Annotated in this window: 8 protein-coding genes; 7 read left to right on the top strand and 1 reads right to left on the bottom strand. The window is 36.2% G+C overall.

What is annotated here, in order from left to right:
• The first annotated feature begins 71 nt into the window (after nucleotides 1–71).
• Together ACFO3N_RS19610 and priA are read left to right on the top strand one after the other, a co-directional pair.
• Nucleotides 72–476 (top strand): type II toxin-antitoxin system VapC family toxin, encoded by a 405-nt coding sequence (locus tag ACFO3N_RS19610; protein ID WP_379800598.1) that lies wholly within the window; start codon nucleotides 72–74, stop codon nucleotides 474–476.
• Between the two features lie 50 nt (nucleotides 477–526).
• A complete protein-coding gene (priA, locus tag ACFO3N_RS19605) occupies nucleotides 527–2,977 on the top strand; it encodes a replication restart helicase PriA (RefSeq protein WP_379800596.1) in 2,451 nt (816 codons plus the stop codon).
• A 9-nt stretch (nucleotides 2,978–2,986) separates the two neighbouring features.
• Here the strand turns inward: priA and ACFO3N_RS19600 are convergent, their stop codons facing one another.
• Nucleotides 2,987–3,685, bottom strand: coding sequence for a LytR/AlgR family response regulator transcription factor (locus tag ACFO3N_RS19600; protein WP_008463025.1), 699 nt, complete (start codon nucleotides 3,683–3,685; stop codon nucleotides 2,987–2,989).
• 177 nt (nucleotides 3,686–3,862) lie between these two features.
• Between ACFO3N_RS19600 and rpsF the strand changes: the two genes are divergently transcribed.
• From rpsF to ACFO3N_RS19575, 5 genes are all read left to right on the top strand, one after another.
• Entirely contained in the window at nucleotides 3,863–4,204 is a 342-nt protein-coding gene (gene rpsF, locus ACFO3N_RS19595) for a 30S ribosomal protein S6 (RefSeq protein ID WP_068842999.1), read from the top strand.
• A gap of 5 nt (nucleotides 4,205–4,209) precedes the next feature.
• The gene (rpsR, locus tag ACFO3N_RS19590; protein WP_002987043.1) at nucleotides 4,210–4,506 is read left to right on the top strand and encodes a 30S ribosomal protein S18; all 297 of its coding nucleotides are present in this window, start codon (nucleotides 4,210–4,212) and stop codon (nucleotides 4,504–4,506) included.
• Between the two features lie 68 nt (nucleotides 4,507–4,574).
• Nucleotides 4,575–5,015, top strand: a complete 441-nt coding sequence (gene rplI / locus ACFO3N_RS19585) for a 50S ribosomal protein L9 (protein WP_095927713.1) — start codon at nucleotides 4,575–4,577, stop codon at nucleotides 5,013–5,015.
• Between the two features lie 134 nt (nucleotides 5,016–5,149).
• Nucleotides 5,150–5,623, top strand: coding sequence for a DUF6495 family protein (locus ACFO3N_RS19580; RefSeq protein ID WP_248726366.1), 474 nt, complete (start codon nucleotides 5,150–5,152; stop codon nucleotides 5,621–5,623).
• A 1,167-nt stretch (nucleotides 5,624–6,790) separates the two neighbouring features.
• On the top strand, nucleotides 6,791–17,203 hold the full coding sequence (locus tag ACFO3N_RS19575; RefSeq protein WP_379800593.1) for an Ig-like domain-containing protein: 10,413 nt from the start codon (nucleotides 6,791–6,793) through the stop codon (nucleotides 17,201–17,203).
• Nucleotides 17,204–17,219 lie beyond the last annotated feature (16 nt).

The following is a 17,219-nucleotide window of genomic DNA, read 5'->3' as shown; positions in this document are numbered from 1 at the left end:
AAATCTGCTGAAGAAATTGTTTCTGAAATAAAATCTAATAGAAACTTTAAAAACAAAGAAATTAAGTTTTAATGGGATATTTATTAGATACAAGTATTTGTATTTTCTTTTTGAGAGGAAAGTTAAACCTTGACAAAATGGTGAAAGAAGTAGGTTTAGAAAACTGCTATATTTCAGAAATTACTGTTGCTGAACTTCGTTTTGGAGCTGAAAATAGTGCTGATCCTAAAAAATCTAATAAATCGGTTGATATTTTTTTAAATGGATTAACTATAATTCCAATTTTCGGATCAATTAAAAGATATGCTGTTGAGAAAGTCAGACTTCGAAAGCTTGGAAAACCTATTAATGACGAATTTGATCTTTTAATTGGTGTAACTGCAGTAGAAAACCAATTAATTTTGGTTACCGACAATGTTAAGGATTTTAAGCTTTTAGACGGAATTCAAATGGAAAACTGGTTTGAAAGAAGTTAACTGTGATTTTTTATTCTTTAAACCTTTTCCAATACTTATAAAATATCTGCATGTTTTTCATCGAAGTCATTTTGCCACTTTCATTAGCTAAGACATTTACATACCGAATTTCTGAAGCCGAATTTCATTTCATAAAAAAAGGAATGCGTGTTGCGGTACCATTTGGTAAAAGTAAAATATATACAGCGCTTGTTCTGGACGTTCATGAAAATGCTCCAACATTATACGAAGCTAAAGAAATCCATCAAATTTTAGATGAAGTGCCCATTGCAACCGAAATCCAGATTAAACATTGGCTTTGGGTTGCAAATTATTATATGTGCGGAATTGGAGATGTGTATCGAGGCGCATTTCCGAGTGGATTATTGTTGGAAAGTGAAACAATCATTTCGCACAAGCCTGACGTTGTGGTGAATGATAGCGAACTTTCTGATGATGAATTCTTGATTTATGAAGCGCTACATCATCAAAGTTCATTAAAGATTCAGGAGATTACTTCGATTTTAAATAAAAAGAATATACTTCCGATTCTGCAAAAGCTAATCGCGAAAGATATTATTTTTTTGGATGAAGAAATAAAAGAAACATACAAGCCAAAATTGGTTCGATATGTTAAATTGCATTCAAAATACGAATCGGATAACGGCTTGGCCGAATTACTCGAAGTGCTGAAAAGTGCTAATAAACAGAAAGAAATTGTTTTAACTTATTTTCAATTGAATGCTTCGGAGAAAAAGCCTATTACGGTCAAAAAACTTACGGAAGTTTCAAATGTAGCAGCAGCGGTTGTAAAGGCTTTAGTTGAAAAAGAAATTTTCGAAGAGTATTATTTGCAGCATGATCGTGTTACATTTAATGGGGAAGTATCAGATAAGGAATTGCAGCTTAGTGAGGCTCAGGAAAATGCTTTTTCTGGAATCAAAAATAGTTTTCTGGAGAAAGAAGTTTGTCTGCTTCATGGTGTAACTTCTAGCGGAAAGACTGAGATTTATATCAAGTTAATTGAAGAGTATTTGCAGACAGGAAAACAGGTTTTGTATCTGTTGCCAGAAATTGCCCTTACTACACAGTTGGTTTCGAGATTGCGTTTCCATTTTGGAGACAAAGTAGCTGTTTTTCATTCTAAATACAGTAATAATGAAAGAGTTGAGGTTTGGAGGCAAACGCTTGAAAATTCTCCAAAAGCACAAATTGTAATTGGAGCAAGATCGGCTTTGTTTTTGCCTTTTAATGATTTAGGATTATTAATTGTTGACGAAGAACACGAGCAGACTTTTAAGCAGACAGATCCTGCACCAAGATACCATGCCAGAGATGCTGCAATTGTTTTGGCTAATTTTCATAAAGCGAAAGTGTTATTGGGTTCTGCAACGCCTAGCATTGAAACCTATTTTAATGCCCAAAATGATAAATACGGATTGGTAACACTTTCTGAACGTTACAAAAATGTCCGCTTGCCTGAAGTGCTTTTAGTTGATTTAAAAGACAAGCATTTCAGAAAAAAAATGACGGGACATTTTAGCGATCTTTTAATCGAAGAGATTGCAGAATCGATGTCATTAGGTGAGCAGGTTATTTTGTTTCAAAATAGAAGGGGATATTCGCCTATAATAGAATGTTTGACTTGCGGGCACGTTCCGCATTGTCAGCAGTGCGATGTAAGTTTGACTTACCATAAGCATAAGAACCAATTGAGATGCCATTATTGCGGTTATTCTATAGCAAAACCTACAAATTGCCATAATTGCTCTAGTATAGATTTAACTACAAAAGGATTTGGGACTGAGCAGATAGAGCAGGAGCTGGCTTCGCTTTTTCCGAAAGCAAAAACAGCTCGAATGGATCAAGATACTACTCGAGGTAAATTTGGTTTTGAAAAGATAATTGATACGTTTAAAAATCGTGAAGTTGATATTTTGGTGGGTACTCAAATGCTGGCCAAAGGACTTGATTTTGATAATGTAGGTTTGGTCGGAATTATGAATGCGGATAATATGCTTCATCATCCAGATTTTAGGGCTTTTGAACGTAGTTTTCAAATGATGACTCAAGTTGCGGGAAGAGCAGGAAGATCAGAAAAACAGGGAAAAGTTGTCATTCAAACTTACAATCCGAATCACAATACAATTCAACAAGTTACAAACCATAATTATATAGGTATGTATAAAGAACAGTTGTATGACAGACAAATTTATAGATATCCGCCTTATTTCAGGATTATTAAGCTTACGCTAAAGCATAAAGATTTTGATAAATTGAAGGAAGGGGCTATGTGGCTGTATCAGGTTTTAAGTCAGAACTTAGGAATGCCTGTTTTAGGGCCAGAAGAGCCAGCGATAAGTAGAATACGAAATGAATATATCAGAACTATTTTAATAAAGATTCCGCATAATCTTCATTTAGGAAACACAAAAAAAACTATTCAGAAAATGCTGAATAGTTTTGAAGCTGTGGCTCAATATAGAGCTATAAAAGTTGTAGTAAACGTTGATTTTTATTAAAACGGCAATTTAAGAAGAAGTTGAAAGTGCTTTTACTAGATCTTCTTTTTTATTGCGGCTTAGCGGTATTTTGGTAATGCCAATTTCGGCAAATTTACTATTGAAACGTTCGACCTTATCGATATTAATAATATACGATTTGTGAACACGAATAAATTTGTCTTTAGATAAATCATTTTCAAAAGATTTCATAGTAGAGAGCACCAAATTACTGTCATCTTCGGTTACTACTCTTACGTAATCTCCAAAAGCTTCAATCCATTTTATTTTTGAAGTAAAGATTTTAAGTTTTTTTAGATTACTTTTGATGAATATATGTTCGCCTTCTTCTTCTTTGATATCTTTTTTAAGCAAATGCATATCAATTGCTCTTTTTACAGAGGCATTAAAACGATCTACTGCAATAGGTTTCTGAAGATAGTCGGTAGCGTCGTAGTCGAAAGCTTTAAGGGCATATTCGGCTTTGGATGTAATAAATATAATTTGCGGTTTTGATTTTAATCCGTCAAGAAAATCAAATCCGTTAATAACAGGCATTTCAATATCAAGAAATATTAAGTCAATATTATTTAATGAGATACAACTTTTTGCTTCAATTGCATTAGAAAAATCCCCGATTAAATGCAAGCCTGGGTGATTATTGACCAATTTGGCAATAATTGTCCTTTGTATAGAACTATCATCTACAACAACACAGTTTAGTTTCATAACATTTATATTTAGAATAAATTCAGGATAGCAGTAGTAAATGTATTATTTTTTTGTAAAAAAAACTAAGGTTGAGGCATCTTTTTTGCATTATGACGAATAAAAGAAAAAAAATGTTGGATATGTAAATTAAATGCTTACTTTTGCACCCAATTTTAACAAATAAAATTTTTATTTATGAATCATTATGAAACTGTTTTCATTTTAAATCCCGTTTTATCTGAGGTTCAGGTGAAGGAAACAGTAACGAAATTTGAAGAATTTCTTACTAGTAGAGGAGCTGAAATGGTATCGAAAGAGGATTGGGGTCTTAAAAAAATGGCTTACGAAATCCAAAACAAAAAAAGTGGTTTTTACCATTTATTCGAATTCAAAGTAGCTGGAGAAGTTCTTTTAGCTTTTGAAACTGAATTCAGACGTGATGAAAGAGTTATGCGTTTCTTAACTGTAAGTTTAGATAAACATGCTATTTCATGGGCTGAGAGAAGAAGAGCAAAATTAAAATCTACTAAAGCGTAATTATTATGTCTACAATCGAGCAATCTGCAAAAGGAAAAAAAGACGGAGATATCAGATATTTAACGCCTTTAAACATTGAAACTAACAAAACTAAAAAGTATTGCCGTTTCAAAAAATCAGGAATCAAATACATCGATTATAAAGATGCTGATTTCTTATTGAAATTTGTTAACGAACAAGGAAAAATTCTTCCACGTCGTTTAACTGGAACTTCATTAAAATACCAAAGAAAAGTTTCTGTAGCTGTAAAAAGAGCTCGTCACTTAGCTTTAATGCCATACGTGGCCGATTTATTAAAATAGTATAAAAAAATCTAGTCGCTGGTTTCTGTTTGATCAGAACCTAACTTCTAAAATATAAGGACAACAACATGGAAATTATTTTAAAACAAGACGTACAAAACCTAGGGTTTAAAGATGATGTAGTATCTGTAAAACCTGGTTACGGTCGTAACTTTTTAATTCCTCAAGGTTTTGCTACTTTAGCAACTCCTTCTGCTAAAAAAGTTTTAGCTGAAAACCTAAAACAAAGAGCACACAAAGAAGCTAAAGTTGTAGCTGATGCTAAAGCAATAGCTGAAACTTTAAAAGCTCTTGAAATTAAACTTACTGCAAAAGCTGGTGGAGAGAAACTTTTTGGTTCTATCACTAACATCGATATTGCTGCTGCTTTAGAGAAATCTGGTAATGCTATCGATAGAAAATTCATCACTAGCGGTGTTGTAAAACGTTTAGGTAAATACAATGCTACAGTTCGTTTACACAGAGATGTAATCGTTGAATTAGCTTACGAAATTGTTGCTGAAAAGTAATAGTTTTTAGATCTATACAAAAATCCCGATGAAAGTCGGGATTTTTTTGTTTAAGGCAAGATTAATAGTAATAATTAGACTTATGGCTGTTGGCTTAGAACTCACAGCGTAAAGCATAAAGCCTAAAAAAAGAAATGAAATACGCAAGATTAACAAAAGAACAGTTTGACGAATTACATGCTGAATTTGCAAGTTTTTTGGCAACACAAGCAATAGACAGAAAAGAGTGGGAAGAGCTTAAGATTAATAAACCAGAAGTTGCAGAACAGGAACTTGATGTTTTTTCAGATTTGATTTGGGAAGGTGTATTAGGTAGAGCAGAATATTTGGAACATTTTTCTAAGAGCCATATTTTTCTGTTTCATTGTTTTGATACTTATATTAAGTCAATTGTTTTGAAAACTTTTTCTCCAGAGGTTGATTTTTTAACTAAAGAGGGGCTTCAATGGTTAAGCGATAATATGTTTACAGATAATATTGAAATGAAAGTCGGGAAGAAAGTGTTTACAGAGGAACGTAATTCTTCGATTTTTGAATTGATTAAACAAGGCGCTTTTTTAAGTGACGGACAGTTGTTTAATCAAATTAATACAATTATAGAATCTTAAAATAATTTTTGTAAGGTTTTTAATAAAGCAGACAGTTGTTGGAAACTGTCTGCTTTTTTTGTTTTTAACTTTTGTTTAATCTTTTTAAAATTTTTGACTCCGTATTTCTACTTGTTTTTTTTTAAACCTTTCATTTTTTTTAGATTTTAAGGTTTCGTGAAACAGTTTTATTGCGTTTGGTCTTTATTACGGATAGTTTTGTCGATAAAACTGTTTTTAATGTAGGATTATTCTTTGTTTATTTCGTTTTAACATATTTTGTTTAATATTTTGTTTAATAGAGAAATTGTATGCTAATTATGTTAAAAGTAGCTGTTTTCTTGATGTTTTGAAGTGCCTATAATCTTGTAATTAAAGTTTTATGAATAAATTATAAGAATTTTATGTTTGTTTTATGTTTTTGTTTTACCTAATTTTAGGTAACAAAAGTTAAACAAAGTTTTCTTTTGGTTTTCAAGACATATTGGTTAGAAAATTATTTGCCATGTTGTTAAGATTGAAAATTGAGAAATTACACCACAACCTAATAAGTCTGCGTATGGAATTGACAATTACTTTCTTTATCAAATTTACTTTAATCGTACATTTTGTTTTAGTTTTATTTTTTAATCTATTTCGTTTACTTCGTTTCAACGATAAATTTAATCGTTACCTAATACTTAATTTTTTTTCAAAAGGTTTACATTTTAGTTTGCTGTCTTTTAATTACCCCATTTGGCGGGCTAATTATAAGGGAGAATAATTTTATTGGATATAAATAGATTCGAACTGGCTTTGCAGCTAGTTAATTTTAGAAAAGACTAATCAACTTTCTGAAAAAAATGAATCAACATATATAAAGAACCCCAGTTCTACTTTCAACTAAAATTTTCATTATGAAAATTAGGCCTGCAACAAATCACTCCTCTTGGAAAATTGATTACAATCATTTTTCCTCTAAAAAAACAGAACTTATTTTGTCTCAAAGAGATAGAATTTGTTCTACGGTATACTTTGATATACCGAATTCAACATAATTTTTTTTATTAAAACAGTATTTAGCAGCTTTTTTTATAGGCTACTATTGTTTGTTTTAACTGTTTGATTTTTAACTGATTGTTTAATTGCGTAGGTGCTTGCACTTACTGCAAGAGGTGTTTTATTGTCCATTTTCTAATCTTCCAAATTATGAAAAAAAAATTTACTTTTTGTAGTCTCAATCCTCAAATGAGATTATTAGGACTTTTGACTTTATTCTTTATATGCACCAATGCATTCTCTCAGACTATTTGTAGACCTGTGTCTCAAACAAATAGTGCAGGAGGAGGACTTTTGTGTTTAGGAGTAGATGTTAATAGTCCTGCCAATGCTTTTGATAGCGCTGGCTTATCCACTTATGCAACCTTAACAAATGGTGTTGCAGTGCTTGGATGTTTTGCAGAAGAAACATTGACCTTAAACCAAACAGCTAGAGCTGGTGACCAAGTTGCAATATACTTTGGTACAGGCAACGGATTGCTTGATTTAAGTTTTTTAGCAAATGCAACAGTTCAAGCTAAAAATTCTGGAGCCAATGTGGGTTCCAGTGTGGCTTTAAATAGTCCGCTTTTGAATTTGAATTTGTTAAGCGGGAATACTGTTGCTGTTGCAAAATTCCCTATTACGGGTGACACCAACCAAATTCAAATTCAGGTTGGTGGTGGACTTTTAAGTCTTTTGGTAAGCTTACGAGTTTATGATGTTAGGCTAGAATTTGCACAACCAACTGTATCTGGCGGTTTATCGCAGACAGTTTGTGCGGGAGTTCCAACAACTCTTACTGCAACGCCTGCAGCGGGTACTTCGCTGGCATGGTACAGTTCTGAATTTTCTACAACAGCTTTGGCAGTAGGAAATACTTATACAACTCCTGCTTTAGCAGCAAATACAACATATTATATAGGAATAACTAGAGCTGCAGGCTGCGAAGGAAATGTTCGTGTACCTGTTGTCTTGAATGTTTCTAATCCATTGATTCCAGGAATTAGTAATGTTGGAACAACAGTTTGTTCTACAGGTGCAACTCAGCAAACCACTTTATCGGTTGTAAATGTGGCTCCAGGAACAACTTACAACTGGTACTCTTCGGCAACTGGTGGTCCTGCTTTAGCTAGTGGAACTACTTATTCACCAACAGTACCATTAGGAACGACTCAATTCTTTGTGGAGGCTGCTATTGGCAGCTGTGTTAGTTCACGTACGCCAGTTAGTGTTGTTTCTACAGCCGTTCCAATAACTCCGACAGTTTTAACGCAAAGTGTGACTATTCAATCTGGTCAGAATGCAACGTTAAACGCATCTACTACAGAGGTTGGAGCTCAATTGAACTGGTATGAAACTTCAACTGGAGGAACAGCTGTTGCAACAAATACAGCCACTTTTACAACGCCAATTTTAACAGCTACTAAAACGTATTATGTTGAAGCACAAAGTCCAAATGGAAATTGTGTCAGTGCAACGAGAGTACCCGTTACAGTAACGGTTCAGCCAGCAGCTTTAGGCGGATGTCTTGAAGCCAGCAGTCAAGTAACTTCTCAAATTGGCGTATGTTTATTGTGTAATGCTACAAATCCGAATTTTTCTGTAGATGGAAATCCTGCAACTGCAACAAGGCTTACTCTTCCTGCCAATGTATTAGGATCTATGCAGCAAACATTACAATTTACAAATCCAGGAAAAGCTGGTGATATTGTTGATGTTGACTTAGAATTGCCAGGAGGTTTAGCAGATGTTCAGTTGTTAAGCGTGATTAGTTTGGCAACCTACAATGGTGCAACTTATAATAATGATAGAGTTGCAATTAATAATCCTCTTATTACTTTACAGTTGTTGAGCGGTACTAGATATAGAGCAAGCGTTACGGCTGGTGCCAATTTTGACCGTGTAGAAGTTCGTTTAGGAGGTGTGCTTGGTCTTATAACTAATTTGGATATTTATCAGGCGGCCTATAGATATAAAGCTCCAGTTGTTTCTGGAAATACTACAATTTGCAGTGGACAAACGGCGACATTAAATGCTAATCTGGCTTTAGGGGAAACTATTAGATGGTATGATACTTTAACTGGTGGAAATTTATTAAGCAGTACAGCTTCTTTTACAACTCCAGCCTTGACAGCTAATACAACTTATTATGTTGAATTAACTCGTAATGGTTGCGTTAATAGTGTAAGAAATCCTTTTACTGTTACAGTTGATAGTCCAGTGGCGCCAACGGCGATTTCTACTGTTCCTGCAAATTTATGTAGTGGAGAAACGACAACGATAACAATTCAATCTCCAGTTGCAGGCACAACGTATAATTGGTATGATGCTGCTACAGGAGGAACTTTGGTATTTACAGGAACTTCTTTTGTAACTCCAAATCTAACTGTTCCAACTACTTATTATATTGAAGCAGTAATTGGAACTTGTTTAAGTACTCGTACAGCGGTAAATGTAAATGTAAATCCTAGACCAGCGGCACCAGTGCCTGTATCTTCTAGCGTTATTATTCAGTCAGGTCAGAATGTACAGCTGTCTGTTGTAAGTAGCCCTGGAGTTTCTTATTTATGGTATGATGCTCCAACAGGAGGAACTCTTTTGCAAGGTACTGGTAGTAATACTTATATACCTAATCCAGTTTTAACAGCAAATGAAACATTTTATGTTGAAGCTGTAAATACGGCATCAGATTGTAGAAGCACTTCAAGAGCTGCTATTAATGTGATAGTAACCAATACAGTTAGTACTTGTTTACAGCCAAGTACACAAGCCATAACGGTTGACCCTGGTTTATTATGTGTTTTATGTAATGGTGTTAACGGACCTAACGCTGTTGACGGAAATCCAAATACATTTTCTTCTTTGACAATAACTGCGGGAGTACTTGATTCATACATACAACAACAGCTAAATTTTCTAACACCTGGTCAAGCGGGGGATATTATTGATGTTGAGTTAGAGTTACCAGGTGGTCTTGCTGATATTGCCTTGCTGGGATCTGTAAGCATAGGAACTTCTTTAGGAGGAGTTGAAAATCCAGGCAGACTTGCAGTAAACAATAGTTTATTGAACTTACAAGTATTATCAGGAAACAAATTCAAAGTTAGTTACCCAACAACGGCTGCATTTGATAGAGTGGATATTAGATTGGGAGCATTGGTTGGTTTATTGACAACTGTAAACATTTATGGAGCTTCTTATAGATTTCCAAATGCCACAATAACTGGAGCAACGGCACCAATTTGTGCTGGTCAATCAGCTAATTTATCTGCAACTTCAACAGGAGGAGAAACTTTTGAATGGTATGATTCTCCAACTTTAGGAAATGTTGTAAGCGTAACTCCAACAGCTCCATTAATAACTACCACTACATACTACTTAGAAGCAACACGAGCAGGTTGTGTTAACAGTTTACGCCAAGCGGTTACTGTTAATGTTTTACCAATTCCGACTGCAGCAAATATTGTAATTACAAGTCCAGTTGAAGCTACTTGTTCTGGAGAGGCAGTTTTAACTCCATCTTCTGATATTGCTGGTGTTCAGTTTAAGTATTATAGAGATCAAAATAAAGCAACAGAAATTGTAGATGGAAGTGTAGATGGAAGCATAACATTTGCAAAAGATCCTATTACTGGTGTTCTGTCATTAACTGGTTTGACAGCTTTAAATTCTCCTTACAATTTATATATATCTGCAGTTAATGGAGGTACTTGTGAGAATGTGAATGGAGATTTAAAACTAGTAACGGTTAATTTCCCTTCAACAACACCTTTAACTGTTATAACTACTCCATTAGTAGCCTGTGGTAGTGCCAATTTGGCTAATGCAATCACTAATTTTGATTCAGCAGCTACTTATACTTTTTATGATCCTTTAAATAATGTAATGACCGCCGATGCTGCTGCAAATGTAACAGTAAGTGGTATTTATTCTATACAAGCACAGGGCGCGACAAGCACTTGCCCTTCAGCTAGGCAGTCTGTGACGGTAACAATTAATGGAGTACCAACTTTAGCGGTTACCAATCCGCAAGAATCTGTAAATGTTGGAGCTGATGTTGCGTTAAATGCTACTTCTACAGGAACTGTAACATGGTTTAACCCACAAGGTGTTGCGCTTGCAGGTCCTCCATTTACAACAGGTCCTTTAAATGTTCCGGGAGTTTACACCTACACGGCTGTTGCAACTTTAGGAACTTGTAGTGTTACTGCAACTAAGGTAATCAATGTGATAGATCTTACTAGCTGTCAAAACTTGACAGAACGAGTTTATGCATCAGGAGAAAGTGAAGGCTTTATACTTACTGGGAGTGTTTCAAACAATGCAAATGCAATTGATGGAAATCCTCAGACATTCTCAACAATTACTACTGGTTTAGGACTTTTAGGAATTGGCACAACATGGCAGAATTTAACTTGGGCAACTCCTATTGCTAAAGGTACTCCTGTTACAGTTAAATTAGGATCTGAATATAGTTTGTTGGCTGTTGGAGAGAACTTATCGGTAGTAGGAACTATTGGAGGTAATCTTATTGGAGCAATGCAGCCTGTGTCGGGATCGCTATTAAAACTAATTTCAGGAGACAATACTTATGAGTTTACTTTTGTTCCTTCAGATGCATCAGGTCCGCAAGATTATGATGGTATTCGTATTGTATCTTCTTCAATTTTAAGTCTTGCTCAAAATACAAAAGTATTTGAAGCTCATTATAATAAACCAGTTACTGCTGTAACTTGTACTCCAGGAGATATTCAGGATATTTTTTATGGTGCTACAGATATAAACCTTCCTATAGGTGCGGCAACTGCTTTAATAGGTGTAAGTGATGCTTGGAATGTTGCTGATAATGACGTAACAACTTTTGCTACAATGTATAGTGGAGTTGGAGTTGCTGCAGCAGCAGATTTAACGGTGCAATTTAAAACACCTTCTGTTCTTAGTGATACTTTAAGAATTGTGGTTTCAAAACCAGGCAGTCTTTTAAGTGTGAATCTGCTTACAGGATTCTCAATTCAGCGTTATTTAGGAAATGTGGCAGTTGGTGCTCCAATTCAAAATACAAGTACATTATTGAGTATAAAATTATTGCCAGGAAATTCTTTGGCAATGGTATTAGTGTCTTCTCCAACAGAGATTTATGATAGAGTTAGAATTCGTTTAGGAGGTGTTGCTGGAGTATTAGATTTCTTAAGAGTTCATACTGTAGAAAGAACAGCTAACACCACCGTTATTGGAGCAGATCCGCAGAATAAAATTACGGTCTGTCCGGGCAGCGAAATTGAACTCCAGATTCCTGAAGTCGCCTGTTCAACCTATCGATGGTACGATGCCGAGACAGGAGGGAACTTGGTGGCTAGCGGACCAACTTTTACGCTACCAGATAATTTAACTGCAGGTATTTACAAGTATTATGTACAACCAGTACGTTACGGTTGTGAAAATTATGCAAGAGGAGAAGTTACTGTTGAAGTAAAAGCTTCTGCTCCAGTAAATGCTTTAACAGATATTACGTTAAACGGAGGAACAGCAACGTCAATTTGTTCTGCTTCTGGAACTGTAATTTTAGCAACAGGTTTAAGCGGAACTCCTGCTTTAACAAATCCTGTATACCATTGGTATAGTTTTAATGGAACAACAAGTCAGTTAATTCCTGGTGAAATAACTGCACAGTTGACAGTAGACGGATTGGCTCCGGGAACTTATACTTATTTCGTTGGAGTGAGTTCAGATGAATTGTGTGAAACTGCAGCAGCAGATAGAAAACAAATCACATTCACAATTTTGCCTCCTTCAATAGGAAGCGATATTTTGGTTGATGATGTAACGGTTTGCCCAGGCTTATCAGCATCATTAACTCCGACTGCACCAGCATTAACTAGCCCAGTATTTACTTGGTATTTAGACGCTGCTAAAACGCAGCCAATTACAAATGGAGCTGTAATAGCAGGGGTTAGTTATGCAATAGATGCAGCTGGTATTTTAACTGCTACAGGTTTAACAAAAGCAGTAAGTCCGATCACCTATTATGTAGCGGTTTCAAGCACTAATACGTGCGAAAATTTAGCAGGAACATTACAAGATGCAGTAATTATAGTTAGCGATCCAAATACGCCAACAACTACAAACGATACTCAGAATTTCTGTTTATCTTCTGCGTCTACAGTTGCAAATATTCAAGTAAATGAGAGCAATGTTATTTGGTATGATGCAGCGATAGGTGGAAATGTAATTGCCTCAACTACTCCTTTAGTAAGTAGAATTTACTACGGAGCAGCTACAGATGCACTTACAGGCTGTGAAAGTTCAGTAAGATTAGAAGTAACAGTAAATGTAAACGATCCAGGAACACCTACATTAGTAACAGCAGGAGTACAAAATTTCTGTCAGGTAGATCAGCCTACATTTGCCAACATTCAGACTAATGAAACTAATATTGTTTGGTATACAGCTATAACAGGCGGAACATTGATTCCATCTACTACGGCTCTAACAACAGGACAATATTTTGCGGCAATTTTAGATCCTGCAACAGGTTGTGAAAGCAATTCAAGGTTGACAGTTGATGTAATTGTAAGCGATCCGGGAACACCAACATTGGTGACTGCAGGAACACAAACTTTCTGTAAAGAAGATCTTCCTACATTTGCCAGCATTCAGACGAATGAAACTAACATTGTGTGGTATACAGCTATAACAGGCGGAACATTGATTCCATCTACTACGGCTCTAACAACAGGACAATATTTTGCAGCAATCTCAGATCCTGCAACAGGTTGTGAAAGTGCTGCGAGATTAACAGTTGATGTAATTGTAAATGACCCAGGAACTCCAACATTAGTAACAGCAGGTACGCAAAACTTTTGTTTGGCAAATGCTCCTACGTTTGCAAACATTCAGACGAATGAAACTAACATTGTTTGGTACACAGCTTCAACAGGCGGAACATTGATTCCATCTACTACAGCTTTAACAACAGGGCAGTATTTTGCAGCGATCTCAGATCCAGCAACAGGTTGTGAAAGTGCTTCAAGATTAACAGTTGATGTAATTGTAAACGATCCGGGAACACCAACTTTAGTAACAGCAGGAGTACAAAATTTCTGTCAGGTAAATCAGCCTACATTTGCCAGCATTCAGACAAATGAAACTAATATTGTTTGGTATACAGCTTCAACGGGCGGAACATTGATTCCATCTACTACGGCTCTAACAACAGGACAATATTTTGCGGCAATTTCAGATCCTGCAACAGGTTGTGAAAGCAATTCAAGGTTAACAGTTGATGTAATTGTAAGCGATCCGGGAACACCAACATTGGTGACTGCAGGAACACAAACTTTCTGTAAAGAAGACCTTCCAACATTTGCAAGCATTCAGACGAATGAAACTAACATAATTTGGTATACGGCTTTAACAGGCGGAACATTGATTCCATCAGCAACAGCTTTAACAACAGGCCAGTATTTTGCAGCAATTTCAGATCCTGCAACAGGCTGCGAGAGTTCTACAAGATTAACAGTTGATGTGATTGTAAACGATCCAGGCACACCAACATTAGTAACAGCGGGAACACAAAACTTCTGTTTGGCTAATGCTCCGACATTTGCAAGCATTCAGACAAACGAAACTAATATTGTTTGGTACACAGCTTCAACAGGCGGGACAGTAATTGCTCCTACAACAGCTTTAACAACAGGCCAATATTTTGCTGTAATTTCAGACCCAGCAACAGGCTGTGAAAGCGCTTCAAGATTAACAGTTGATGTAATTGTAAACGATCCGGGAACTCCGACTCTAGTAACTGCTGGTACGCAAAACTTCTGTTTGGCTAATGCTCCGACATTTGCAAGCGTTCAGTTTAATCAAGCGAATATTGTTTGGTATACAGCTTTAACAGGCGGAACATTGATCGCTCCAACAACAGCTTTAACAACAGGCCAATATTTTGCTGCAATTTCAGACCCAGCAACAGGCTGTGAAAGCGCTTCAAGATTAACAGTTGATGTAATTGTAAGTGATCCGGGAACTCCGACTCTAGTAACAGCAGGAACACAAAACTTCTGTTTGGCTAATGCTCCAACATTTGCTAGCATTCAGACAAACGAAAATAACATTGTTTGGTACACAGCTTTAACAGGCGGGACAGTAATTGCTCCTACAACAGCTTTAACAACAGGCCAATATTTTGCTGCAATTTCAGACCCAGCAACAGGCTGCGAAAGTGCTGCGAGATTAACAGTTGATGTGATTGTAAATGATCCAGGAACGCCAACATTAGTAACAGCAGGTACGCAAAACTTCTGTTTGGCTAATGCTCCGACATTTGCAAGCATCCAAACTAATGAAACTAATATTGTTTGGTACACAGCTTTAACAGGTGGGACAGTAATTGCTCCAACTACAGCTTTAACAACAGGACAGTATTTTGCAGCGATCTTAGATCCAGCAACAGGTTGCGAAAGCGCTTCAAGATTAACGGTTGATGTGATTGTAAACGATCCGGGAACTCCGACTTTAGTAACAGCAGGAACACAAAACTTCTGTTTGGTAAACGCACCGACTTTTGCAAGTGTTCAGTTTAATCAAACAAATATTGTTTGGTATACAGCTTTAACAGGCGGAACAGTAATTCCATCAGCAACAGCTTTAACAACAGGCCAGTATTTTGCAGCAATTTTAGATCCTGTAACAGGATGCGAAAGCGCTTCAAGATTAACAGTTGATATAAATGTGACTGACCCTGCAACACCAACAACAACTGCTGCTACACAAACTTTCTGCACAGGTACAAATCCTACAGTTGCTAATATTCAAGTGAATGAAAGTAATGTCGTTTGGTACACAACTCAAACAGGAGGAACTGCTTTGGCTGCGACAACTGCGCTAACTACAACAACTTATTTCGGAGCAATTAAAGATCCAGTAACAGGTTGCGAAAGCAGTGTCAGATTGCAAGTGGCTGTAACAGTTGGTAATACATTAAATCCAACGACAAATAGTACAGCACAGACTTTCTGTTCTGCAAATGCTCCAACTATTGCCAATATTCAGGTAAACGAAAGCAATGTAACATGGTTTACAGCAGCAACAGGAGGAACAGCAATTCCAGCAGGAACAGCGCTTACTTCAGGAATTTATTTCGGAAATATAGTTGATCCATCAGGATGTGAAAGTTCAACTCGTCTGCAGGTGACTGTTACCGTAGTTAATCCAAGTCCAACACCAACTACGGCTAACACAACACAAAACTTCTGTACTTTAAATTCGCCAACAGTGGCAAATATTCAAGTAAACGAAGCAAATGTTGTTTGGTATAGCACAGCTACAGGAGGAACAGCAATTGCGCCAACAACAGCTCTTGTTACAGGTACATATTATGGTGCAGTTTCAAGTGCTATTGGATGCGAAAATCCAGCTAGATTAGCTGTTACGGTAAATGTAAATTCACCAAGCGTAATTACAACACCAAGAACTACACAAACATTCTGTTTATCAGCTTTGCCAACATTGGCTAGTATTTTTGTAAACGAAACAAATGTAGTTTGGTACGCATCTGCAACTGGCGGAACAGCATTAGCAAATACAACTCCGCTTACAGCAACGACTTATTATGCTGGTTCGTTGACTAACACATTTAACGGTTGTGATAACGGACCAAGATTAGGAGTTACAATTGCATTCGAAAATGACGCTGCCGTTCAGCTTGCTACTACAGATGATACTCCTTGTGTGTTCAAAGGCGTAACATATTCAATTGCAAATGGTAAATCTAATTATGTATGGACTATTAATGGAGGTACTATTGTTTCAGGTGGTGGTACAAACGATGGTTCTGTAACAGTTTCTTGGTCAGATATTGGTCCAGGAAAAGTAACTGTGGCTTATGTTAATAATTGCGACGAAAGAACAATTAAAACGTTAGATGTTACTGTTGCAAGCTGTTCAGATTTAACTATTACACATACTGTAGATAATCCAACACCGAACTTTGGAGATAAAGTAACGTTTACGATTACAGTAAACAATGTAGGTGAAGGAGATTTTATAAATACTATTGTGAGTGATTTGCTTCCTAGCGGCTTACAATTGGTAAGTTCTTCGGCAACTGCAGGAACATACGATCCAGCGACACAGCTTTGGACTATACCAACATTAACGGCAGGTCAGAGCGTAGTATTGACAGTTGTTGCAGAAGTATTATCAAGCGGAAACTACACTAGCGTTGCTACTGTTGAAATTTCGACTCCTTTAGATGTTGATGCATCAAATAATTCAGCTTCGGTTACATTAGAACCAATTTGTCTAACGGTTTACAATGAGTTTACTCCAAACAATGATGGTAAAAACGATTTGTTCAGAATTGACTGTATTGAGTCTTATCCAAACAACGAACTGAAAGTATTTAACAGATACGGAGCATTAGTGTATAGTAAAACACGTTATGAAAATGATTGGAACGGTACAGCAAATGTATCCGGTGTAGTTAATAGAGGAGATATGCTGCCAACAGGTACTTATTTTTATGTGATAACCATTGGAGATGGAACGGTTAAAAAAGGCTGGTTGTCTATTATGAGATAATCCACTTCTATTAATC

The organism is Flavobacterium chungangensis, assembly GCF_042654045.1.
Taxonomy (GTDB): Bacteria; Bacteroidota; Bacteroidia; order Flavobacteriales; family Flavobacteriaceae; genus Flavobacterium; species Flavobacterium chungangensis.
Note: the sequence above shows the minus strand (reverse complement) of the source record. Positions and strands in the feature narration are given on the sequence as shown.